Source organism: Streptomyces sp. NPDC107654 (assembly GCF_055639035.1).
Genome location: NZ_JBVKBI010000011.1, coordinates 144,849 through 167,225, shown reverse-complemented (window position 1 = coordinate 167,225; position 22,377 = coordinate 144,849). Strand labels below are relative to the sequence as shown.

Below are 22,377 nucleotides of genomic sequence, written 5' to 3'. Positions count from 1 at the left end.
CCGCACGGGGCCACGCCGGTGCTTCGAGGCCCCACCGGACACGTCGCGCACGGCACTTTCCCCGAGGCCTCGGCCCGGGCCGGCAACCGGTGGCCCGCGCACCGGCGCGCTCAGCCGCCCGTGCTCCTCCCCGCCCGCCCGAACGCCCCCCGCAGCAGCGCCCGGAAGGCGTCCGCCGCCGGATTCGTCTCGTCCGCCCGGTACGCCACCGAGATCGTGCGCCGCAGCCGCCCGCCCTCCAGCGGCCGTACCCCGACCGGCGTCGTCGCGGTCCGCGCCACCATCTCCGGTACGACGGCCACCCCCAGCCCGGCACTGACCAGCGCGCACACCACTGCGTAACCGGGGGTCGGCACCAGCAGCGCCGGTGTGGCACCCGCCTCGGCGAGCAGGGCCTCGATCTCCCGCCGGGCCGCATGGTGCGGCGCCATGCTGATCAGCGGCTGTCCGGACAGCTCCGTCAGGGGCAGCCGGGCCGAGGCACTGGCGAGCGCGTGCCCCGGGGCGGTCACCGGTACCAGTTCCTCCACCAGGACCGGCTCCAGCCGCACCGCCGCCGGCACCGGGACGGGCTCCGCCGGATGGTAGGTGTGGGTGAGTGCCAGGTCCACCTCGCCGGCCGCCACCGCGATGACCCCGGACGGCGGGTCGTAGTCCGCCACCGAGAGCCGTACGTCGGGATGCGCCCGGCGGAACGCGCTCAGCGCGGGCGGCAGGAGGTGCACCCCGGCCGTCGGGAAGGTGCCGAGCCGCAGCGCGCCGCCGGTGAGACCGGTCAGCCGCGCCAGTTCGTGCCGGGCCCGCTCCAGTTCGTCCAGCACCCGGCGGGCATGGGCCACCAGAACCTCCCCGGCCTCGGTCAGCCGGGCCCCGCGATGGTGGCGCACCAGCAGCGCCGCCCCCGCCTCCCGCTCCAGCTTGGCCAGCTGCTGGGAGAGAGCGGGCGGCGTGTAGCCGAGCCGGTCCGCGGCCCGGGTGATCGAACCGGCCTCCGCGACGGCCACCAGCGCGGCGAGCCGGGTCGGGTCGTACATGCCCTCAGGCTAAAGCACTGCTTAAGGCCGACCCAGCTGATCCGAAGTACCTGCTGAAGGCTCCTCCCCGGCAGGCTGGACGGCATGGACGCACAGCTCATCGCCTTCACCGGGATCGCCGCGGCCCTGGTCGCCATGCCGGGCGCCGACTTCGCCGTGGTCGTACGCAACGCGCTCGTCTCGCGCCGGGCCGGTGCGGTCTGCGGGCTGGGCATCGCCGGCGGGCTCCTGGTGCACACCACCCTCGCGGTGGCTGGCGTCGCCGCCGTCCTGGTCGCCGTGCCCGCGCTGTTCCACGCCCTGCAGCTGCTGGGCGGCGCCTACGTGCTCCAGCTCGGCGTACGCACCCTGTGGGGGCTGCGGCGGCCCGCCCGGACGTCCGGGGGGACCACGGCCGGAGCCGCCCACCCGCTCCGGCAGGGCTTCGTCACCAACGTGCTCAACCCGAAGGCCTCGCTGACCTTCCTGAGCCTGCTGCCGCAGTTCGTGCCGGCGGGCAGTCCGGCCCTGCCGCGGACCCTGCTGCTGGCGCTGCTGTGGTTCCAGCTGGTCGCCCTGCTGGTGGAGCGCCTCGGCACCCGGCTGCGCCGGCCCCGGGCCGCCCGTGGGCTGGAGGCGGGCACCGGGGTGGCGCTGACGGTCCTGGGAGCGGCCCTGCTGCTGGAGCCGCTCCTGGCCTGAGGACGGGTCAGCTGACCCGGCCGTACCAGACGCTCCTCGTCCAGATCTTCTGCAGCCGCACCACGTCGCCGGTCTTCGGAGCGTGCCAGATCTTCCCGTGACCGGCGTAGATGCCGACGTGGTAGACGTACGAACCCGAGTGGAAGAAGACCAGGTCACCCGCCTTGCGGCTGCGGGCGGAGATGTGGTGGGTCTTGTTGTACTGCTGCGCGGCCGTGCGCGGCAGCTTCTTGCCGGCCTTCTTGTAGGAGTAGAGCGTCAGCCCCGAGCAGTCGAATCTGCGCGGCCCGGTGGCTCCCCAGGCGTAGGGGGCGCCCTTCTTGGAGGCCGCGATCCGCAGCGCTTTGGTCGCCGTGGTCGCCGCCGAGGCCTCACCCGCGAGGCCGGGCACCACGATCGAGCCGCCGACGGCGGCGAGAGTGAGAGCCGAGGCCGTGCCGGCCCGGGCCATCAGCGACGGGACACGATTGAGCGCAGTCATGCGCAACCCTTCGTCAGCCGCCTGTGAAGGATGACCTGTCGGATTCGGGCTGGCGAAGTTGCCCGGCCGCGTTGCCACGGCTTCACCCCAAGGATTGCTCGGAACCTCACGCCCGTCCGTGTCGGACGGACATCCGTTCCGGCGACCCGTCTTGCTTGGGTCCTCCACTCCTGCCGATCCACTCCGTCGACCGGTCACCCGGGCGGCGGCAGGACTCGGCGTCCGCCCGGATCGCCCCGCCGCGGTGGCGGGGGCTTGTCGTCAGACAGGGATCTTGGCTCACTCCTGTCCGAAAATCCCAACGGAACCGAGGATTTGTGGTGTTACTCACCACTCACCCGTTCGGGTGGACACTGCTCTGTTCGAGCCCCCGTCAGTTTCCCTACGTAGCCCCCGACCTGGGACGAAGCGTTGTCACGCGAGCCACGGACCCGCCTGCCGCGCAACTCGGGAGGCCCGGAAATCGATCTGGATGTACACCGGTCGGCGGTACGTCGTTCGGGCCGTTTCAACTCCCGTCCGAACGACGTCCGTCGACGCCCGGGTGTCCCGGGCCGGCCGGGTGTCCGCCTCAGCCGACGCCGTCCGGCGGGAGCGCGACGCGAGCGACCCTGCGCTCACCGTCGAGCACCCGCAGGGCCCGTGCCAGCGTGTCCCCGTGCAGCTCCGTCTCGCCCCGCTCGTGCATCAGCGCGAGCGCGTCGCGCAGCTCTGCCGCCTTGCGCACCAGGGCCTGCGCCGCGCGCAGCCCGTGGTACGTGCCCCCGGGCCGGGCCGGGTTGACGCGGCCGAGCAGGTCGACCGCCTCCAGGTAACGGTCGACCAGCTCGCCCTCGGCGCGGGTCAGGGCGGGCAGCGGCGGTAGGTCCGGCAGCACGGTCGGCTCACCTCGCGTCCGGTGCGCCGGGCGTGTCCCGGCGGCTGGGCACGATGCCGTCCACCAGACCGTAGGCGACCGCTCCGGAGGCGTCCAGGATCAGGTCACGCTCCAGGTCGGCGTCGACCTGCTCGGCCGTGCGCCCTGTGTGCCGGACGAGCATCTCGCGGAGCGTCCCGCGGGTCCGCACCAACTCCTCGGCCTGGAGGAGCAGGTCGCTGGGCTGACCGCGCACCGGCTCGGGCAGCGCGGGCTGTTCGATCACCACGCGTGCACCCGGAAGGGTGAACCGCTTGCCCGGGGCGCCGGCCGCGAGCAGCACCGCGGCCGAGGCTGCGGCCTGGCCCAGACAGTAGGTGACGACGTCACAGCTGATGTACCGCATCGTGTCGTAGATCGCCGTCATGGCGTCGAAGGAACCGCCCGGCGAGTTCACGTACAGCGTGATGTCCCGCTCGGGGGCCGCGTGTTCGAGGTACATCAGCTGGGCCGTCACGTCGGTCGCCGCCGCGGCGTCCACCGGCGTGCCGAGGAAGACGATCCGGTCCTCGAAGAGCTTCGCGTACGGATCGAGGGTACGGACGGCGCTCCCCGTGCGCTCGGTGAACTCGGGCAGGACATGCCGGGCTGCCGCTCGGTGCATGGACATACGCCTCCTCATGACGAGGCCCCCTTGGGCTCGACTTCTGTAAAAAATGTACAGGACGTACGTGACGTTATGATGGGGGTATGGCCTACGAGATTCCGGTGACGCAAGCCAGGGCTGAGCTCGCCGACCTGATCAACCGCGTGGTGTACGGCGGTGAGCGCGTCGTCGTGACCCGGCACGGCAAGCCGCTGGTCGCCCTGGTCTCGGCAGCCGATCTGGAGCGCCTCGACGCGCTGGAGGCGCCGGCCGACGAGCAGGTCGTCAGCTCGGTGTCCGCGGTCCGCGAGGCCGGTTCCGTACCCCGTGAGCAGCAGCGCTTCGGGATCGCGGCGGAGCACCGCCGGCCGGGCGCGTCCTGAGCCGTTCCCTTCGTCTGCGGGAGACCATCGGCCGGTCATGGGCCGATCAAAGTCTGGTTAACGTCGTTGAAACTCCGGCGCCCTAGCCTGCCGATCCACGTCACCAGGGGTTTTTCTGCCCGGAATGCTGTGTCTCCGGGGATTTGTCTGTGTGTTACACCTATCCCCGCCGTGGTGGCTGCGGCAACCGGACCCCGCACGGTCCGGAGCAAGGACTGTGAGGTGGGACGTGCAACTGACCCCGCACGAGCAAGAGAGGCTGCTGATCCACGTGGCGGCCGACGTGGCCGAGAAGCGCAGGGCCCGCGGGCTGCGGCTCAACCACCCGGAGGCGGTCGCCCTCATCACGTCGCACATCCTGGAGGGCGCGCGGGACGGCCGTACCGTCGCCGAACTGATGTCCTCCGGCCGCAAGATCCTGACCCGGGACGACGTGATGGACGGCGTCGCCGAGATGATCCACGACGTCCAGGTCGAGGCCACCTTCCCGGACGGCACCAAGCTCGTCACCGTCCACGAGCCGATCATCTGAGGGGGCCGCGATGATTCCCGGAGAGATCCTGTTCGCGGACGACCCCGTCGTCTGCAACGCGGGCCGTGAGGTCACCCGGCTCACCGTCCTGAACGCCGCCGACCGGCCGGTCCAGGTCGGCTCCCACTACCACTTCGCCGAGGCCAACCCCGGCCTGGAGTTCGACCGCGCCGCCGCCCGCGGCAAGCGGCTGAACGTCGCCGCCGGCACCGCCGTCCGCTTCGAGCCCGGCATCCCCGTGGAGATCGAGCTGGTGCCGCTCACCGGCGCCCGCATCGTGCCCGGGCTGCGCGGGGAGACCGGAGGCGCCCTCGATGCCTGAGATCTCCCGCGACGCCTACGCCGACCTGTTCGGCCCCACCACCGGCGACCGCATCCGGCTCGCCGACACCGACCTGCTGATCGAGATCGAGGAGGACCGCTCCGGCGGCCCCGGAAGCTCCGGCGACGAGGCGGTCTTCGGCGGCGGCAAGGTCATCCGCGAGTCCATGGGACAGTCCCGCGCCACCCGCGCCGAGGGCACCCCCGACACCGTGATCACCGGTGCCGTCGTCATCGACCACTGGGGCATCGTCAAGGCCGACGTCGGCATCCGCGACGGCCGGATCACCGCCCTCGGCAAGGCCGGCAACCCGGACACCATGGACGGCGTCCACCCCGACCTCGTCATCGGCCCCGAGACCGAGGTCATCGCGGGCAACGGGCGCCTCCTCACCGCCGGCGCCATCGACGCGCACGTCCACTTCATCTGCCCGCAGGTCGCCGACGAGGCACTGGCCTCCGGCGTCACCACCCTGGTCGGCGGCGGCACCGGCCCCGCCGAGGGCTCCAAGGCCACCACCGTCACCCCCGGCCCCTGGCACCTGGCCCGGATGCTGGAGGCGATGGAGGCCTACCCGGTCAACGTCGGCCTCCTCGGCAAGGGCAACACCGTCAGCCACGAGGCGATGCTCTCCCAGATCCGCGGCGGCGCCGTCGGCCTGAAGCTGCACGAGGACTGGGGCTCCACGCCAGCCGTCATCGACGCCGCGCTCACCGTCGCCGACCGCACCGGCGTCCAGGTCGCCATCCACACCGACACCCTGAACGAGGCGGGCTTCGTCGGCGACACCCTCGCCGCGATCGCGGGCCGGGGCATCCACTCGTACCACACCGAGGGTGCCGGCGGCGGCCACGCCCCGGACATCATGACGGTCGTCTCGCAGCCGAACGTGCTGCCCAGCTCCACCAACCCGACCCGGCCCTTCACCGTCAACACGACCGAGGAACACCTCGACATGCTGATGGTGTGCCACCACCTCAACCCGGCCGTGCCGGAGGACCTCGCCTTCGCCGAGTCCCGGATCCGCCCCTCCACCATCGGCGCGGAGGACATCCTGCACGACCTCGGCGCGATCTCGATCATCTCCTCCGATTCCCAGGCCATGGGCCGCGTCGGCGAGGTCGTCCTGCGCACCTGGCAGACCGCGCACGTCATGAAGCGCCGGCGGGGCGCCCTGCCCGGCGACGGCCGCGCCGACAACCACCGGGTACGGCGCTACGTCGCCAAGTACACGATCAACCCGGCGCTCGCCCAGGGTCTCGCCGCCGAGATCGGCTCCGTGGAGAGCGGCAAGCTCGCCGACCTGGTGCTGTGGGAGCCGGCGTTCTTCGGCGTCAAGCCGCTCCTCGTCATCAAGGGCGGGCAGATCGCGTACGCCCAGATGGGCGACGCCAACGCCTCCATCCCCACCCCGCAGCCGATCCTGCCCCGCCCGATGTACGGCGCGATCGGCCGCGCCCCGGCCGCCAACTCCGTCAACTTCGTCTCGGAGCCGGCGATCGAGGACGGGCTGCCGGAGCGGCTGGGACTCGGCAAGCGGTTCACGGCGATCGAGTCCACGCGCGCGGTCACCAAGGCCGACATGCGGGAGAACGACGCCCGGCCCGACGTCCGGATCGACCCCGACAGCTTCGCCGTGCACATCGACGGCGAACTGGTCGAGGCCGCCCCGGCCGCCGAACTGCCCATGGCCCAGCGTTACTTCCTCTTCTGAGGGCGGTGTGATGTCACGGGCGGCACTGCTGGTCCTGGCCGACGGCCGCTTCCCCGCCGGAGGACACGCGCACTCCGGCGGGGCCGAGGCGGCCGTCAAGGCGGGCCGCATCACCGACGCCGCGAGCCTGGAGGACTTCTGCCGGGGCCGGCTGCACACCGCCGGACTGGTCGCGGGCGCGCTCGCGGCCGCGGCCGTGCTCGGCGCCGACCCGGGCGAGCTGGACGCGGCGGCCGACGCCCGCACGCCGTCCCCGGCCCTGCGGGCCGTCGCGCGCCGGCTCGGCCGACAGCTGCTGCGGGCGGCGCGGGCGGCCTGGCCGTCCGCCGAACTCGACGCCGTCGCGCGGCGGTTCCCCAAGGGAGCCCACCAGCCGGTGGTCCTGGGACTCGCCGCACGGGCGGCCGGACTCGCGCCGGAGGACGCGGCCCACTGCGCGGCGTACGAGAGCGTGAGCGGGCCGGCGACGGCCACCGTGCGGTTGCTGAGCCTGGACCCGTTCGACGCGACCGCGGTGCTCGCCCGGCTGACGCCCGAGCTGGACCGCGTGGCGGACGCCGCCGTGGCGGCGGCGCGGAGCACGGCCGAGGAAGGGGTTGACGCGCTGCCGGCCGCGTCGGCCCCCGTGCTGGAGGTCATGGCCGAGGCGCACGCCGCCTGGCCGGTTCGGCTGTTCGCCTCCTGAGCCCGCCCCACCACCCGCGCACCCCACTCGCCCGGCTGAAGACCTACCGACCACAGGAGCCGTCCCCATGCACCTCGACCACCCCCACCCCGGACCCGCCGCCGTCAGCGCGGACGCACACCGCCCCGACGGCACCTGCCGCGCCCTGCGCATCGGGCTCGGCGGCCCCGTCGGATCGGGCAAGACCGCCACCGTCGCCGCGCTCTGCCGGGCGCTGCGCGACGAGCTGTCCCTCGCGGTCGTCACCAACGACATCTACACCCGCGAGGACGCCGAGTTCCTGCTCCGGGAGGCCGTGCTGCCGCCCGAGCGGATCACCGCCGTCGAGACGGGCGCCTGCCCGCACACCGCGATCCGCGACGACATCTCCGCCAACCTCGAAGCCGTCGAGGACCTGGAGGACGCGGTCGGCCCGCTGGACCTGATCCTCGTCGAGTCCGGCGGCGACAACCTCACCGCCACCTTCTCCAAGGGGCTCGTGGACGCCCAGATCTTCGTCATCGACGTGGCCGGCGGCGACGACATCCCGCGCAAGGGCGGACCCGGCGTCACCACCGCCGACCTGCTCGTCGTCAACAAGACCGACCTCGCCCCGTACGTCGGCTCCGACCTCGCCCGGATGGCCGCCGACGCCAAGGCGCAGCGGGCCGCACTTCCCGTCGTCCTCCAGTCGCTGCGCGGCGGGACCGGCGTCGCCGACGTGGCCGCCTGGGTCCGCGAACGGCTCGCCGCGTGGACGGCGTGACCGCCACCGGGGTCAGGGCCGGCGTGGGGGACGTGTCCGTCGGCGGCGCCCGGGCGGGAGTGGACGGCGTGTCCGCCTCCGGGGTCCGGGCGAGCGCCAGGATCGTCGCACGCCCCGACGGCGGCGGCGGAACGGCCCTGCCCGTCCTGGACGGCGAGGGCCCGCTGGCCCTGCGCCGCACCCGGTCCACCGGAGCCGGCGCGAAGGTCATGGTCGTCGGCGCGATGAGCGGGCCGCTCGGCGGCGACCGCTTCACGCTGTCCGCACGGGTGGAGGAGGGCGCCCGGCTGCACGTCGGCTCGGCCGCCGCCACTCTCGCCCTGCCGGGCCAGGCCGGGGGAGAGGCTCGCTACGACGTCCGGCTCGACGTGACCGCGGGCGCCGAACTGCACTGGCTGCCCGAGCAGTTGATCTCCGCCGACGGAAGCGACCTGTACGTCACCACGCGGGCCGAACTCGCCGTGGGCGCCCGCCTCGTCCTGCGCGAGGAGCAGGTCCTGGGACGGGCCGGCGAGCCCCCCGGCCGGCTCACCAGCCGCCTCACCGTGCGCGTCGCGGGCCGGACCGTACTGGACCAGGAGCTGTCCTGCGGCCCCGGAGCACCGGGCGGCTGGGACGGGCCGGCGGTGCTGGCGGGCCACCGGGCGGTCGGGCAGCTGGTCGTCGTCCGCCCCGAGTTCGCGGAGCGTGCGGTACCGGCCCGGATGCTGGGGGAGAACGCGGCCCTGATACCGCTGGCCGGTCCGGCCGTTCTGGTCAGCGCCGTCGCGTCCGACGCCCTGCGTCTGCGACGGCTCCTGGACGAGGCGCTCGCCGGGCTCGACTGAGGCGGACGGGCGGTTCGCGGCTCGAACATGATCATCCGGTTATCGGATTGGTAAAGAAGACCGGCAAACCCTGTTCCCCGTGCGCCCACAGCCGAGAGGATCCCCGCCTGACAACTCACAGCGAGGTACGGGGAGGGGCCCCACTTGAGGGAGAACAGTCCGAAGAGCCGCCTGCTGGCGCTCGGTTCGGCCGGAGCACTCGTCACCGCCACCCTGATCGCCGGCGTCGTGTCGGCGCCCACGGCCGGCGCCGTCGGCCGCACCGCGCCGGACCGCGAGGCCAAGGGTGCGGAGATTGCCGCCGCCCGCGCCGCCAAGGCCGGCGTCAAGTGGCAGGACTGCCCGGACGACTGGGGGCTGGAGAAGCCCATCCAGTGCGGCTGGGTCAGCGTGCCGCTCGACTACGCCCACCCCTACGGCAAGCAGATCAAGCTCGCCGTGGACCGCATCGGCAACACCGGCACCAAGAAGGAGCGCCAGGGCGCGCTCGTCTACAACCCGGGCGGCCCCGGAGGCTCCGGCCTGCGCTTCCCGCGCCGGGTCACCACCAAGAACGCCGTCTGGGCGAACGTGGCCAAGGCCTACGACTTCGTCGGCTTCGACCCGCGCGGTGTCGGCCACTCGGCGCCCATCTCCTGCATCGACCCGCAGGAGTTCGTCAAGGCGCCCAAGATGGACCCGGTGCCGGACAGCCGGGCCGACAAGACCGCGCAGCGCAAGCTGGCCCGCGCCTACGCGGACGGCTGCGCCGAGCGCAGCGGCCGGATGCTGCCGCACATGACCACGCCGAACACCGCCCGCGACCTGGACGTCATCCGTGCCGCCCTGGGCGAGAGGAAGCTCAACTACCTCGGCGTCTCCTACGGCACCTACCTCGGCGCCGTCTACGGCACCCTCTTCCCGGGCCACCTGCGCCGCATGGTCGTCGACAGCGTGGTCAACCCCTCGCGGGAGAACATCTGGTACCAGGCCAACCTGGACCAGGACGTCGCCTTCGAGGGCCGCTGGAAGGACTGGCAGGACTGGGTCGCCGCCAACGACGCCGCCTTCCACCTCGGCACCACCCGCGCCGCCGTCCAGGCCAAGTGGCTGGACCTGCGGGCCACCGCGAAGAAGCACCCGATCGGCGGGGTCGTCGGCCCGGCCGAGCTGATCTCCTTCTTCCAGAGCGCGCCGTACTACGACTCCTCGTGGGTGCCGGTCGCCACCGTCTTCAGCAAGTACGTCGCCGGTGACACCCAGGCGCTGGTCGACGCGGCCGCCCCGGACCTGTCGGACACCGCGGGCAACATCTCCGCGGAGAACAGCAACGCCGTCTACACGGCCGTCGAGTGCGCCGACGCCAAGTGGCCCACCAGCTGGCGGAAGTGGGACCGGGACAACACCCGGCTCGACAAGAACTACCCGTTCCTGACCTGGGCCAACGCCTGGATGAACCTGCCGTGCGCCACCTGGTCGGCCAAGCAGCACACCCCGGTCGAGGTCGGGACCCACAAGGGCCTGCCCCAGGTCCTGATCGTGCAGTCCACCCGTGACGCCGCCACCCCGTACGACGGCGCCGTCGAACTGCACAAGCGCTTCAAGGGCTCCCGCCTGATCACCGAGAAGGACGCGGGCTCCCATGGTGTGACCGGCCTCGTCAACCCGTGCATCAACCAGCGCGTCGACGCCTACCTGCTCGACGGCACGCTGGACGGCAGGGACGTGACCTGCGCCCCGCACGCCACGCCCAAGCCGTAACCGCACCGGTACGGTGACGAGGGGCGGCCGGACTCTCCCGGCCGCCCCTCTCCCGCGCGCCCGCCAGGCCGCCAGCGCAGCGTCCTTGTGGACGGCAGGGATCAGGCGAACGGCGCCCGCGGGAACCTCCGTTCCCTCGCCCGCTGCTCCGCCGCGTGCCGTTCCTTGACGACCGACGCGTACTCGTCGACGTACTCCTGCCCGGACAGCGTCAGGATCGCGTGGACGATCTCGTCGGTGACCGCCCGCAGCACGGCCTTCTCGTTCTCCATGCCGGCAAAGCGGGAGAAGTCCAGAGGCTCGCCGAAGCGGATGGTCACCGGGCGGATCCGGGGGACGACCTTGCCGGGCGGCTGGGCCTCGAACGTGCCGATCATCGCGCAGGGCACCACCGGCACCCCCGCCGTCAGGGCCATGACGGCGACCCCGACCTTGCCCTTGTACAGCCTGCCGTCGTGCGAACGCGTGCCCTCCGGGTAGATGCCGAGCAGCTCCCCCCTGCGCAGCACTGCGAGCCCCTCGCGGATGGCGGCCTGCCCCGCCTCCTTGCCCGAGCGGTCCACCGGGATCTGACCGGCGCTGCGGAAGAAGAACGCGGTGAGCCGGCCCTTCACCCCCGGCCCGGTGAAGTACTCCGCCTTGGCGAGGAAGGTGATGCGGCGTCTGAGGATCGCCGGCATCAGGAAGTGGTCGGAGAAGGACAGGTGGTTCCCGGCGACGATGGCCGGCCCCGACGCGGGCACGTGCTCCAGGCCCTCGATCCGGGGACGGAAGACCAGTCTGAGCGGCGGCCCCAGGAACACGTACTTGAGCAGGTAGTAGAACACGGCTCGTTCCTCACTCCAGCAGGTCCGCTGCTGGCCAGGATGTGCGCAGGTCAACGCATGGATTCACCAAGTGGGACCAGGTGCATCTGCAGTCATCTGTAACCACGTTCGGCAGTACTCATGCTGACTCATCGCCGAGTTCGCTGATTCTCCGTCAGTCGGCGGCTGCCGCTCAGAGCCTGTGCGGCAGTGGTCGACGTCGCATACGTTCAGCGTGGGCGGGCCGGTGCGGCCCTCGAAGCTCCGCCCTCGGCTGCGGACTCACGCCGTAACCATGTGCCCTTGCAGCCCCTTCCGCTGACAGGCGTCCCGCACAGGCGTCGGCCGGAGCGGCGGACCATCGGTGATGCGAGAAGCGGGCAGCTCCCGCCTCGTGCTCAATTACTCTCTATGACTATGGAGTTACCCGAGCAGCGTGCTCTCGAGGCGAGCAGCGCCGAGGTCTGCGACGATGCCGCGGAGGCGGTGGCCGGGATCACCGGTCTGGTGCTGACGGCGACGGGGTGGGCACGTGTGAGGCGTGCGCTCGACCGGATGGAGAGGGCGGTCGAGTCGGGGAGCGCGGACGTTCTGAACGCCGCGACGGCACAGCTGGAGCTCGCAACGCCCGCGCGGATCCGAACACTGCTCGGCGAGGAGGGGGAGCCGGCCCCGCACGACGTGGTCGAACGGGCCAACCGGCTGGTACACGCGCTGCGCAGCGAAGCCGGGGACGGCGATCGCGTGGAGGGTGAGCCGACCGGTGACGGCCCTCACTGACCAGTCCCTCGTCGTCCATCTGTTCATCGCCACCACCGGACGGCGTGCCGCTGTGTCGTACCGGCGGCTGCGCGAGGTGTGGGAGGCGTTCGGAACGGATCTCGGTATGACGCGACCCGTAGCGGCGACCGGACTGCCCGACGTGCTCCCCGAAGAGCTGACCGATCTACCTGCGACTGCGGAACTGGGGGCGCGGCGCAGCCGCGACGGTTTGTCGCAGGCGATCCTGCGACGTCACCATGACCTGTTGTGCCTGTCGGTGGCACTCTCGCCCCCTGCGGCTGCCGAGGCGTCGTGGGCGGAATGGGATCGGCGATGGGCGCAGGTCGTGGGTACGACGGGAGACTGGGCCCTCGGCGAGGCACGGCTGCTCGTCGCCTACCGTGCCGCGATGGACGAGACCCCGGTGGACGAGACCCCGGTGGACGTCCGGCTGATGGAGGAGTCGATCCGGTCGGCGTTGTCGTGTGTGGATCCGCTGCCGCGGCTGGGGCCCGTTGTCGGCGTGGTCCGCCCGCCGGTCACCGTGTGGGAAGCGGGCGACAGCTCCGAGACCCGGCAGCTACGCCGGTTCGTCGCTGTTGCCGTCGACCGTGGGAGCGAGCCGCAGGAGGCCGAGCGCTGGCTGTGGAGCCAGGGGGGCAGCGCACCACCGTCGTTCGTCCGGTATCTCGCGAACGCGGCCAAGCTTCGATACCAGATCAGGGTTCACGCGGCCGACGAGAGGGACGCGGGCTCCGACGTGGGGGCGATCGTGGACGCTGCGCTGGCGGTTCTGGACAGGTCCTCGACGGCCGGCGAGGACCAGCCGGACGCACGCGGTGAGGAATTGGCCGTGTGGCGTCACCGGCTGCTGGCGCTGACCGCCGGCTCCGCCGGGCTCACCCAGCGGATCACCCGCTTGAGGGAGATGCACGCCACCGCACAGATCGCCGAGGCCAATATCCGTTCCCTGAGGGACGATGCCGGGGTGCCCGCCGATGCGCCCGGCGTGTTCGCGGAGGACAGCGCTCTGGCCGGCCGATTCATCCAGCGCCTGGCCGACGAACTGGTCTACCTGGAAGCGGACCGGGAACGTGCGCGAGATGCGCTGGCGGCCGTGGCGGCCGAGGCGGAGCATGCCGTGCAGCGTCGCCGGGAGATCTCCCAGGAACGGGCCGACACCCTCCAGCGGCGGCAGAGCGAGACGAATCTGATGCAGACGGCCCTACTCGGCGCCGTGCTGATGGTCCTGGCCGCCGCGCAGACCTTCGAGTACCGGATCCCCCTGCTGCCCAGACCCGCGATTCCCGCCCTCATCGCACTGCTCGGCGCGGCCGCCCTCCTGTTGGGCAGCATCGTGCTGTGGCTCGTTGTCCCGTCACAGACCGCCGGACAGGGCCGGGGACGGAGGCGGGTCGGCGCTGTGTTCGCCGGCCTGGTCGGCGCCGCCGCAGGCTGGCTGGCCGTCACCGTGTTCGTGTACGCAGTCACCGGCAGGGCCTCGCCGGTCGCGCTGACGCTGGCTGTGGCAGTGCCTGCATGCGGTTGTGCTTGCTTCATCATGCACCGCCACCTGGGCGATGACCGGGATTGACCGGTGGCGAACGAATTCGGCGGAGAGACCCTGGTTCGCCCAGCCAGGTACTGACGATGTCCTGCTGAGTGTGGGGAGGGAGAAGCATGCGGGAGGAGCGTGCTGCGGCCGTAGCCGCGCGTGTGCGCCGATTCGAGACGGATCGGGACCTGTCGGCGGTACTGGACCCAGAGGCGCTGGCCGATGCGCGCCGACTCGCTGAAGCCTTGCGGGACGACGAGGTCGGTGAGCACAGGGCCACGCTCGGTTCCCTGTACTGGTACAGGTCGTGGGCGCTGCAGTGGGAGGGCCGCCCGAACGACGAGGAAATCAAGGCGGCGGTACAAATCCTTGTGCCGTGTTTCGTGGCGGGCGGCATATCGCTGCCCGAGCTCTTGCTGCCTCTGATCGCCCGTGCCGCCGTCCCCGTCGCGCTGGCCATGCTCCGTCAAATGCGGGAAGAAGCGGGCCCCGATCTGTGCGCCACCGTCCCGGGCCTGTGGGGCCGTATTGTGGAAGCCACGCCCCCCATAGTCGCCGCATCCCGTGCCTTCAGCTTGGCCAAGCTCAGTGAAGCTCTACTGCTGCGCTTCAAGAAGGAGGGAGCGAAGCCCGATCTCGAGGCAGCGGTCGCCGTCGCCCGGGAAGCCGTGCAGCAGGTCGACTCCGAGGATCCGAGCCGTGCGTGGTACCTGCACACTCTGGGCGAGGCGCTGCGGGCACGGCACCAGGACACGGACGACCCGAACGTACTCGGCGAGGCAGTCACCCTCTTCCGCCAAGCCGTACGGACCGCGCATCCCGACGACCCGGGCCAGGTGATGTACCGGGCCTATCTGGCGGACTCCCTGCTGGAACAGTTCCGCAAAAGCAGGACGACGGAGCACCTCGACGAGGCCATTGAGGCGCACGCACTGGCAGTGCACCCCGCACACCACGACCATCAGGATCCAGAGCGGGCGTGGTTGCTGGGCAACCTCGGCACTCTCCTACGGGAACGCTTCGAACGCACCGGGGAGCCCGGGTATCTCCACGAGGCCGTCGCGGCGAGTCGCAAGGCCCTGGAGGCTGCCCCCGACAACGCCCTCCTCCGGGCGGCTGTCCTGTCGAATCTGGGTTCATCCCTTCGGAACCAGTTCGGAATCACCGGTCAGCAGGAACTTCTCGACGAGGCCGTCCTCCTGCTGCGCGAGGCGGTGAGCCTGACTCCACGTGAAGACGCCGGCCGAGTCGTATTCCTCTCCAACCTGGGGGCAGCGCTCGGAGACCGGTTCGTACGCACTGGCGCGCAGACCGACCTCCACGAAGCGATCGAACTCACGCGCGAGGCCGTCCAGCGTGCTGTGCCGTCGGACAGGGACGAGCCGGAAGCGAGTGTGCGCTGGGCCAACCTGAGCGGTCTTCTGAGGAGGCGTTTCGAGCGCTTCGGTGATGCGGCGGACCTGGACGAATCGATCGCCGCCGGTCGGCGAGCCGTGGGCTTCACCCCCGACGATCACCCCAACCGGGCTATGAACCTTTCCGCTCTGGCAGCCGCTCTCGGTTATCAGGCCGACACATCCACCAGCCGACCGCCCCACCTGGAGGAACTGGTCGACACATGTCGCCAAGCCCTTCGCGCGGCGCCTCGCGGCCACCCGCTCCACGTCCTGTGCCTCTCCAATCTCAGTGACGCCCTCCGCCTCCAGCATCAGCGCACCGGCGGGGACACCGGAACCCTGAACGAAGCAGTCGATACGGCCCGAGCGGCAGTCCAGGCCGGATCCGAAACCGATCCCTACAGGGTCGTTCACCAGTACAACCTGGGACGGGCTCTTTGGGCTCGCGCTCACGCAAGCGCGGACGCCGCGGACCTGGACGCGGCGACAGAGGCTTACGCCGCCGCCGCGTCGAACGCCGCCGGCGCGCCCACCTGGAGGATCGGCGCAGCGGGTTCGGCCGCGAAACTGGCCCAGGAACAGGGTGACACCCGCTACGCCGCCGAGCTCCTGGAGAACGCCGTGCGTCTGCTTCCGGACACCGTCCCGCGCCGACTCGCTCGTGCCGACCAGCAGCACGCCTTGAGAAGCCTCTCGGGATTGGCTGGCGATGCCGCTGCCCTCGCTCTGGCCGCCCATGGCCAATCCGGCGCCGCACGGGCGCTGGGGCTGCTGGAGCAAGGCAGAACAGTGCTGCTCAGTCAGGCACTTGACAGCCGCAGTGACCTGACCGACCTGCGGCAGCGCCATCCCGCTCTGGCAGCCCGCTATGCGGAGTTGCGCGACCGGCTGCACGCCTTTGGGGCTCCCGCGCACTTCGGCAGCGCGTGGCCGGCAACGAACTCACCGACGCACGTGCTCCTCGACAGGCACGGACTCTCCACCCAGTTCGCCGAGACCGTCGACGAGATTCGAGGGCTCGACGACTTCCACACCTTCCATCTCCCGCCCAGCACAGAGCAGCTCGTGCAGGAGGCGTATGACGGTCCCGTCGCGGTGCTCAACGTCAGTTCGCATCGCAGCGACGCCATTCTTGTGCGGACACGAGGAATCACCAGCGTCGAGCTGCCCTCGCTCACTGTGGAAAGCGTCAGTGAAAAGCTCTCCCAGTTCCACAAGTCGCTTGCCGACGTCAACGATCCCGGCCTTGGAGAAGAGGAACAGGATCGTGCACAGGGCGCGCTGCACGATGTCCTGGAATGGCTGTGGGAAGCGGCTGCCGAACCTGTCCTCGAAGGACTGGAGATCCGCGGACCATCCTCGGAGGGAGCGGTTTTGCCGCGGATGTGGTGGGTCCTCGCAGGCCCGCTCGGCCTACTGCCCATCCACGCTGCCGGACGCCACCGGCAAAGGACCGGCCACACTGTCATGGACCGCGTCGTCTCTTCCTACACTCCGACGATCCGCGCCCTGAGCCACGCGCGACGAGCGACCCCGCCAACGACTTCTCCGGGCAAAGCGCTGATTGTGGCCATGTCGAACACACCCGGGGCTCGCCCGCTGCCCTACGTACGCAGCGAGGTCGAGAGCATCGCAAGGCGACTGCCTGAGCACGTCGTCCTCACGGACGATCCAGACACCAGCGCGGAGCGAACATACGGTGCATTGGCCACCGCGGCCAATGTCTTCTCTCACCTGGCCGACTGCACCATCGCACATTTCGCCTGCCACGCTGTCAGCGATGCCGCGGACCCTTCTCGCAGTGGCCTGTTGCTCCACGACCACCGTGAGACACCGATGTCCGTCGCCGATCTCGCCTCGGCCAGTCTGGACCACGCTCGACTGGCCTATCTGTCGGCGTGCCGGACCGCGATCACGGCAGATTTCCGCCTTGTGGACGAGGCGATCCACCTCACTTCCGCGTTCCAACTCGCCGGGTTCCGTCACGTGATCGGTACTCTCTGGGAAGTGAACGACAGGCTGGCCGCCCGAGTCTCGGACCGCTTCTACGCCAGTCTGCTGGACCTTACGGACAGGATTGAAGACGACAGGGTCGCCTCCGCGTTGCACCACACGATGCGCGCGCAACGCGATAGATACGTCGGTACGCCGTCTCTGTGGGCAGCCCATGTCCATGTCGGGCCGTGACCCACTCTGCGCGCTCCCGGACATGTGTGGTTCTCCGGCGAAGCGGTGAGTCCAAGCCGACGGCGAATCAGGGGCCCTTCGAGCGCATCCGGCCGGTTCACGCCCGCTCCGCCGCGTCGACGAGTTCAGGCGGAGTTCGCGTCCTCGCGGGTGCCCGTGCGGCCGGGCGCGGCGGGTGCGGTGGGCTCGTGGAGGGCGGCGTCCGCCGTGGGGAAGACGGGGAGCAGGGGGTTCAGGCCGAGGATGTCCCACACGTGCCGGTAGTGCTCGTTGAGAGCGGCGAGACGCAGGCTGCCGGCGCGGTCCTCGAGTGTGTGCCACAGCGTGATGAGCATACTGACACCCGACGAGTCGAGATACTCGAGCCGGAACGCGTCCAGCACCAGGGTGGTGCACCCCTGCCTGATCAGGTCCTCGCATTGGGCAGCGGCGAGTGGGGCGGTGTCGTAGTCGATCTCCGCCGGCAGTTGTGCGACTGTCGCGTTCTCGCCTTGCATCCGCACGGTGAGCATGGGTGAAGTGCTCCCATCTTGACCGTTTGTCTCGTCCAGTCCCGTATGGGTACCGTCCTACGCCTACCCACCGCCCCGCCGGCCACGCGCCAGGGGTGTCGGGGCGCCGTAGGGACCCGGACGGCACCGGCGGATCACTCGGACAGCGCGGTGTGCAACCGTATCGCCGTGCCCTCGTGCGTCCTCGCTCCACGTCCGCAGCACACCCTGACCGCGGCCGTGGCGGATGCTGATGGTGGCCCATTCGGTGGCGGCGAGGTGCAGCTCGCGCGGGCGCCGGCCCGTCAGGCCGTGCTGTTCGGCGCAGGCGGCGATCTCCTCGCGCACGGCGGACAGATCACCCTTGGAGTAGGTGAACACGTCGTACGGATCACAGGGGGCGGTGAGAGGCGAGAACGCGAACGGTGCCCCGGGGTCGTACGTCTCGCACGGTACCGTCCGGCCGCCCTCGCGCAGCTCGGGGTGGCAGTCGGCCATCAGCGCGAGCAGCCACTTGTGGTAGCGCAGTTCCTGCGCCTCGGCCCGGCTGCGGACCGAGTCCCAGGGCGATTCGCCGATCCCGCGGACGGGCCGGCCTTCCGAGGCGTACTCCTGGAGCCGCGGCGGTCAGCCGACCCGGTTGGTGCGCCACCCGGCTCGTGTCGACGGAGCGCACGGCGTCGTCCTGGCGGATCCCGGCGCGCAGCAGGAGCCAGTGGGCATGCACGCACGCGATCTGCTGGAGGTCGCAGTGCGCGGCGCTTTCACCTCCCCTTCCCGACCTCCTCACCCCGCTCTGCCGGCAGACCGTGAGGCCAGGGTCCGCAGAATCGCGCTCCGCCCGCGGTCCGGCACCGTCCACAGCGTCTGTCCCCGCACCCTCCACCGCTCCAGCAGGGCGTTGGCCGCGAGGAAACCGCTCGTCGCCGCCCGCTCCATGAGCGCCACGGGCAGACCGGTGCGGACCAGGTCGCCGGCCACGACCAGTCGGGGGTGCGGGGTGCGGACGGTGGGACGGTCGCCGTACCCGCCGACCGGGAACAGGGGACAGTCCGCGTGCCACTCGTGGCGGGCGTCGACGACCGTGGCGGCGCGGGTCTCCGGATAGACGCGGTGCAGTTGGCCGACGAGACGCTCCTGTTCGGCCTCCCGGACCGATCCGGACGGTACGGCGTAGGCGTGCAGCTCGACCACGGAGCCGCCGGTGCGTGCGCTCCAGCGGGCCGCCTCGTCCTCGTAGCGTTCCAGCACGCTGATGTTGTCGAGGGTGCCGAAGCCGCTGGTACCGAGGAAGCCGGGGCGGTCCGGCGCGACGGGCCGGTCCAGCCACAGGCGGCTCACCAGGAAGGGCGGGGCGGTGCGCAGCCGTCCGATCCGCTCGCGCCAGGCCGTGTCGCCCAGCTGCCCGCAGCGCTCGACCAGTGAGCGCAGGCCCGCGCAGTCCAGGGCCAGGACGACCCCGTCGTGGCGCCGCTCCTCCCGGCCGGAGGCGACCAGCAGCCCGCCGTCCGGAACGGGCGCGACGTGCTCGACGGCCGTGCCGGTGCGCACCTCCGCGCCGTGCCGGGCCAGGTAGCCGGCGAGCGGGTCCCACAGGGCGGGGAACGGGGAGCGGGGCACGTCGAACAGCAGCCCTTCGGCGGAACCGAGGAAGTAGATGTGGAACATCAGCGCCATCTCGGCCGCCGACAGCTCCCGCGGGTCGGCGAAGAAGCTCCGGGAGAACACCTCGAAGGCCAGGTGACGGGCGTTCTCGGGGAAGCGTACGGCGTTCAGGAAGGCGTGGGCGCTGGTGCCGTCCAGACGCTCGTACACCTCCGGCACCCGCACGTCGAGCAGCGGCAGGGCCGCCAGCGGGTCCATCGCGCGCAGGTCCGCGAGCCGGAAGGAGGGACTGAGGGCGACGAAGCCGAGCGCGCTGAGCGGCGGGGTGCGCGGGACGTGCCGGAAGCTGTCGCGCAGACCGCCGGCGTGGAGCAGCGGGTAGTCCGGGAGGGCGGCGAGCCGTTCGAGGCCGGGGTCGGTCCGGCGCAGCAGTCCGCGCAGGTTGTAGTACTGGCGGAAGAACGCGTGGAAGCCGCGGCTCATGGTCACCGTGGTGCCGTCACCCAGTTCGGTCGGCCATCCGCCCACCCGTCCGCCGAGGTACGGCTGTTTCTCGTACACGGTGACGGCCACCCCCCGCTCGGCCAGCACGGTGGCGGCGGCCAGGCCGGCGATGCCCGCGCCGACCACCGCCACCGACGGCGGGGTTCCCCGCACCCGGGAAGCGGCGGGCCTGGCGGGCAGGATCCGGGCCCGGCGGTCGCGTCCCCGGCGCGCGCCGTCCTGCCGCGGGGTCCTCACGCCCCCTCCTCGGGGCCGTCCGGCCGGCGGGCGACGAAGGTGTGGGTGATGCCCGTCTGCCAGCCCGGCAGCGGTACGGCGCGCACCTGGTCGAACCCGGCCTCGGCGAGCCGCCGCGTGAAGCGTCCGGCCGTGTCGAACTCGACGACGCTGCGCCACAGGTGCCGGTACAGCGGCCCGTCCCCGAGCAGGGTCGCCACGGGCTGTACGACACCGCGGCACACCAGCGCCCAGACCGCGCGGTCGGCGCGGCGCCCGCCGAGGGTGTACTCGTGCACCCCGAGCCGGCCGCCCGGCCGCAGCAGCCCGCGCACGGTGGCGAGGACGGCGTCGGGGTCGGTGACGTTGCGCAGGAGGTAGGCGGCGAACACCGCGTCGAAGGGGCCACGCACCCCGGCCTCGGACAGCCGTTCGGCGGGGGCGTGCACGAAGGTCACCCCGTCCGCCCAGGGCTTGGCGGCGGCCCGCCGCAGCATGCCGGCCGAGGCGTCCACGGCCGTGATCGCGGCGGCGGGCAGGACGGAACGCAGGGCGGCGGTGGAGGCGCCGGTCCCGCAGCCGAGGTCGAGCAGGCGCAGCCCCTGCCCCTGCCCCGGCAGGCGGAGCCGGCGCACCGAGCGGCGCAGGTGGGCGTGGTAGCCGGGGTTGGCGGCCACGAGTGTGTCGTAGGTGCGGGAGGCGTGGTCGAAGGCGGCGGCGAGGTGCTCGTCGCGCAGCAGCGTCATGCGGTCTCCGTCGGGGGGAGGTGCGAGGCGGCGGGAAGGGCCGGGGGATGCGGGGGCGTGGGCAGGTCGAAGGGGCGGCGGGGCAGGCGGGGCAGCTCCAGCGCGGAACGCAGCATGGGTCCGACGGGCGTGCGCAGGCCGATGCCCAGGTCCTCGTCCAGGCGGGTGCTCCCGTCGAGGAAGCGCAGCAGCCGTGCCATGGGCACACGGGCGAACAGGCGGCCGAAGAGCTCGGGACCGTCGGCCCGGCCGCTGTCCAGGGCGCGGAGCAGAACGGCGTCCATGGCACGCGAGCGCGCCCGATGGGCGGCGGGCGGCACCGGGCGTCGCCCACGGCGCAGGGCGTCGGCGACGGCCCTGGTCTGACGCTGCAGGCCGGCGAAGGTGTAACCGGTGGCGGGGCGGGTCGCCCCGCCGGCGGCGCCGATGCGGAAGACCGAGGCCCCGGTCTGCCGCGGGACCGGCGCGTCGGTCATCGGGATCACGCCGGTCTCCCTGGCCAGGACCTGCCGGTCGCCGAGCCGCAGCACCTCGTCGGCGTAGTGCCGTACGGCGGCCTCGTACTGGTCCCCCGGGAGCGTGTGCGGGGAGAACTCGGTGTACTCGACGAGCGCCTCGCACGGGCCGGTCGGCAGGACGTAGCCGAAGGACAGGCCGTGGGCGGGCTGCGGGGTGCGGAAGTCCATCAGCTCTGCCGTGGCCGGGTCGAACGCGGGCCGGGCCGTACGCACGAACCAGCCGTGGAAGTGCTGCAGCAGGACGGTGCGCGCGGCCGGGAGGCTGCCGAGAGGGCGGGAGTCGAGTACCCAGCGGGCACTGAGCACCCGCACCCGGCCGTCCGGGTCCCTCAGATGGACGTGCGCCCCGCCGGGCACGTCCTCGACCGCTTCGACGGTCGCTTCGAGGCGCCGGACGTTGGGGGCGCGGGCCAGGTCCCGGAGGACCATGCGCTCGAAGTCGTCCGAACGGATCATGCGGTACGTCAGAGGGGTGATGTCCCCCTCGACCGGGGCGCCGGTGCGCGGGCGCACCCTGAGCCGCTGCCACTGGGCCCGCACCACCGCGTCGAACCGTCCCGGTCCCGCCGCCCAGTAGCACCAGGTACGCGGTGGCGGCCGCAGCGGGCCGGGCGGCGCGTCCACCAGGACGACGGACGGTGTCCGCAGGCCGGGAACGCCCCCGGCGAGCCGGTGGGCCAGCGACAGCCCGGCCGCGCCCGCGCCCACGATGGCCACGTCCGCTTCGGGCACGGCGTCTCCCTTCGTACGGCGGTGAGATGGGCCGGCGGGCCCGGTGCCCGCTCTCGGTTGCCCCGGTCCGGTCTTCCGGAGTCTTTACCCCGGCGGATGCAGGGCACCCCCTGACGGCGAGCGGTCGGACGCCGGGTGCAGCACGGTGGAGGGGGCGGATCCCCGGTGGTCCCCGCGATCGAGTGGGGCGTTCGCGCATCCGTCCGAGCCGC

At 72.0% G+C, this 22,377-nt stretch carries 22 protein-coding genes and 1 riboswitch; of the genes, 12 read left to right on the top strand and 10 right to left on the bottom strand.

Annotation, left to right across the window (positions count from 1 at the left end; translation table 11 throughout):
- Positions 1-110: 110 nt before the first annotated feature.
- Positions 111-1,034, bottom strand: a complete 924-nt coding sequence (locus ACZ7N4_RS21310; RefSeq protein WP_471359893.1) for a LysR family transcriptional regulator — start codon at positions 1,032-1,034, stop codon at positions 111-113.
- Between the two features lie 84 nt (positions 1,035-1,118).
- On the opposite strand from ACZ7N4_RS21310, the gene ACZ7N4_RS21305 reads away from it, so the two are divergent.
- Positions 1,119-1,715, top strand: coding sequence for a LysE family translocator (locus ACZ7N4_RS21305; RefSeq protein ID WP_471359891.1), 597 nt, complete (start codon positions 1,119-1,121; stop codon positions 1,713-1,715).
- Positions 1,716-1,722: 7 nt separating this feature from the next.
- Here the strand turns inward: ACZ7N4_RS21305 and ACZ7N4_RS21300 are convergent, their stop codons facing one another.
- The 3 genes from ACZ7N4_RS21300 to ACZ7N4_RS21290 all read right to left on the bottom strand — a co-directional run bounded on the left by ACZ7N4_RS21300 (position 1,723) and on the right by ACZ7N4_RS21290 (position 3,716).
- The gene (locus ACZ7N4_RS21300; RefSeq protein WP_471359889.1) at positions 1,723-2,196 is read right to left on the bottom strand and encodes a C40 family peptidase; all 474 of its coding nucleotides are present in this window, start codon (positions 2,194-2,196) and stop codon (positions 1,723-1,725) included.
- 3 nt (positions 2,197-2,199) lie between these two features.
- A riboswitch (cyclic di-AMP (ydaO/yuaA leader) is annotated at positions 2,200-2,350 on the bottom strand.
- Between the two features lie 417 nt (positions 2,351-2,767).
- Positions 2,768-3,073 carry a hypothetical protein gene (locus ACZ7N4_RS21295; RefSeq protein WP_471359888.1) on the bottom strand — a complete coding sequence of 102 codons (306 nt, stop codon included), beginning with the start codon at positions 3,071-3,073 and terminating at the stop codon, positions 2,768-2,770.
- Positions 3,074-3,080: 7 nt separating this feature from the next.
- On the bottom strand, positions 3,081-3,716 hold the full coding sequence (locus ACZ7N4_RS21290) for an ATP-dependent Clp protease proteolytic subunit (RefSeq protein ID WP_471359886.1): 636 nt from the start codon (positions 3,714-3,716) through the stop codon (positions 3,081-3,083).
- An 86-nt stretch (positions 3,717-3,802) separates the two neighbouring features.
- Here ACZ7N4_RS21290 and ACZ7N4_RS21285 point away from each other — a divergent pair, with 86 nt between their 5' ends.
- The 8 genes from ACZ7N4_RS21285 to ACZ7N4_RS21250 all read left to right on the top strand — a co-directional run bounded on the left by ACZ7N4_RS21285 (position 3,803) and on the right by ACZ7N4_RS21250 (position 10,646).
- Positions 3,803-4,081 carry a type II toxin-antitoxin system Phd/YefM family antitoxin gene (locus ACZ7N4_RS21285; RefSeq protein WP_471359884.1) on the top strand — a complete coding sequence of 93 codons (279 nt, stop codon included), beginning with the start codon at positions 3,803-3,805 and terminating at the stop codon, positions 4,079-4,081.
- A 229-nt stretch (positions 4,082-4,310) separates the two neighbouring features.
- Entirely contained in the window at positions 4,311-4,613 is a 303-nt protein-coding gene (locus ACZ7N4_RS21280) for an urease subunit gamma (RefSeq protein WP_059248006.1), read from the top strand.
- Positions 4,614-4,623: 10 nt separating this feature from the next.
- A complete protein-coding gene (locus tag ACZ7N4_RS21275) occupies positions 4,624-4,935 on the top strand; it encodes an urease subunit beta (RefSeq protein ID WP_225828975.1) in 312 nt (103 codons plus the stop codon).
- Positions 4,928-6,649, top strand: a complete 1,722-nt coding sequence (locus ACZ7N4_RS21270) for an urease subunit alpha (RefSeq protein WP_471359882.1) — start codon at positions 4,928-4,930, stop codon at positions 6,647-6,649. The genes ACZ7N4_RS21275 and ACZ7N4_RS21270 overlap by 8 nt, the downstream gene beginning before the upstream one ends.
- Before the next feature lie 10 nt (positions 6,650-6,659).
- The gene (locus ACZ7N4_RS21265) at positions 6,660-7,334 is read left to right on the top strand and encodes an urease accessory protein UreF (RefSeq protein WP_471359880.1); all 675 of its coding nucleotides are present in this window, start codon (positions 6,660-6,662) and stop codon (positions 7,332-7,334) included.
- A gap of 67 nt (positions 7,335-7,401) precedes the next feature.
- Positions 7,402-8,079, top strand: coding sequence for an urease accessory protein UreG (gene ureG / locus ACZ7N4_RS21260; RefSeq protein ID WP_471359879.1), 678 nt, complete (start codon positions 7,402-7,404; stop codon positions 8,077-8,079).
- A gap of 68 nt (positions 8,080-8,147) precedes the next feature.
- The gene (locus ACZ7N4_RS21255) at positions 8,148-8,906 is read left to right on the top strand and encodes an urease accessory protein UreD (protein ID WP_471360031.1); all 759 of its coding nucleotides are present in this window, start codon (positions 8,148-8,150) and stop codon (positions 8,904-8,906) included.
- A 144-nt stretch (positions 8,907-9,050) separates the two neighbouring features.
- Positions 9,051-10,646 carry an alpha/beta hydrolase gene (locus tag ACZ7N4_RS21250; protein WP_471359877.1) on the top strand — a complete coding sequence of 532 codons (1,596 nt, stop codon included), beginning with the start codon at positions 9,051-9,053 and terminating at the stop codon, positions 10,644-10,646.
- 101 nt (positions 10,647-10,747) lie between these two features.
- On the opposite strand, the gene ACZ7N4_RS21245 is transcribed toward ACZ7N4_RS21250, so the two are convergent.
- A complete protein-coding gene (locus tag ACZ7N4_RS21245; RefSeq protein ID WP_471359875.1) occupies positions 10,748-11,473 on the bottom strand; it encodes a lysophospholipid acyltransferase family protein in 726 nt (241 codons plus the stop codon).
- Between the two features lie 396 nt (positions 11,474-11,869).
- Here ACZ7N4_RS21245 and ACZ7N4_RS21240 point away from each other — a divergent pair, with 396 nt between their 5' ends.
- The 3 genes from ACZ7N4_RS21240 (at position 11,870) to ACZ7N4_RS21230 (ending at position 17,353) form a co-directional block, all read left to right on the top strand.
- Complete coding sequence (locus ACZ7N4_RS21240) at positions 11,870-12,232, top strand: CATRA system-associated protein (RefSeq protein ID WP_471359873.1); 363 nt, start codon at positions 11,870-11,872, stop codon at positions 12,230-12,232.
- Entirely contained in the window at positions 12,216-13,808 is a 1,593-nt protein-coding gene (locus tag ACZ7N4_RS21235) for a CATRA conflict system CASPASE/TPR repeat-associated protein (RefSeq protein WP_471359872.1), read from the top strand. The genes ACZ7N4_RS21240 and ACZ7N4_RS21235 overlap by 17 nt, the downstream gene beginning before the upstream one ends.
- Before the next feature lie 86 nt (positions 13,809-13,894).
- Positions 13,895-17,353 (top strand): CHAT domain-containing tetratricopeptide repeat protein, encoded by a 3,459-nt coding sequence (locus ACZ7N4_RS21230; RefSeq protein ID WP_471359871.1) that lies wholly within the window; start codon positions 13,895-13,897, stop codon positions 17,351-17,353.
- 125 nt (positions 17,354-17,478) lie between these two features.
- On the opposite strand, the gene ACZ7N4_RS21225 is transcribed toward ACZ7N4_RS21230, so the two are convergent.
- The 5 genes from ACZ7N4_RS21225 to ACZ7N4_RS21205 all read right to left on the bottom strand — a co-directional run bounded on the left by ACZ7N4_RS21225 (position 17,479) and on the right by ACZ7N4_RS21205 (position 22,165).
- A complete protein-coding gene (locus tag ACZ7N4_RS21225) occupies positions 17,479-17,865 on the bottom strand; it encodes an STAS domain-containing protein (protein WP_471359870.1) in 387 nt (128 codons plus the stop codon).
- 63 nt (positions 17,866-17,928) lie between these two features.
- Positions 17,929-18,342, bottom strand: coding sequence for a hypothetical protein (locus ACZ7N4_RS21220; protein ID WP_471359869.1), 414 nt, complete (start codon positions 18,340-18,342; stop codon positions 17,929-17,931).
- A gap of 288 nt (positions 18,343-18,630) precedes the next feature.
- Positions 18,631-20,190 carry an FAD-dependent oxidoreductase gene (locus ACZ7N4_RS21215; RefSeq protein WP_471359868.1) on the bottom strand — a complete coding sequence of 520 codons (1,560 nt, stop codon included), beginning with the start codon at positions 20,188-20,190 and terminating at the stop codon, positions 18,631-18,633.
- Positions 20,187-20,915 carry a class I SAM-dependent methyltransferase gene (locus ACZ7N4_RS21210; protein ID WP_471359867.1) on the bottom strand — a complete coding sequence of 243 codons (729 nt, stop codon included), beginning with the start codon at positions 20,913-20,915 and terminating at the stop codon, positions 20,187-20,189. The genes ACZ7N4_RS21215 and ACZ7N4_RS21210 overlap by 4 nt, the downstream gene beginning before the upstream one ends.
- Positions 20,912-22,165 (bottom strand): lycopene cyclase family protein, encoded by a 1,254-nt coding sequence (locus ACZ7N4_RS21205; RefSeq protein ID WP_471359866.1) that lies wholly within the window; start codon positions 22,163-22,165, stop codon positions 20,912-20,914. The genes ACZ7N4_RS21210 and ACZ7N4_RS21205 overlap by 4 nt, the downstream gene beginning before the upstream one ends.
- Between the last annotated feature and the right edge of the window lie 212 nt (positions 22,166-22,377).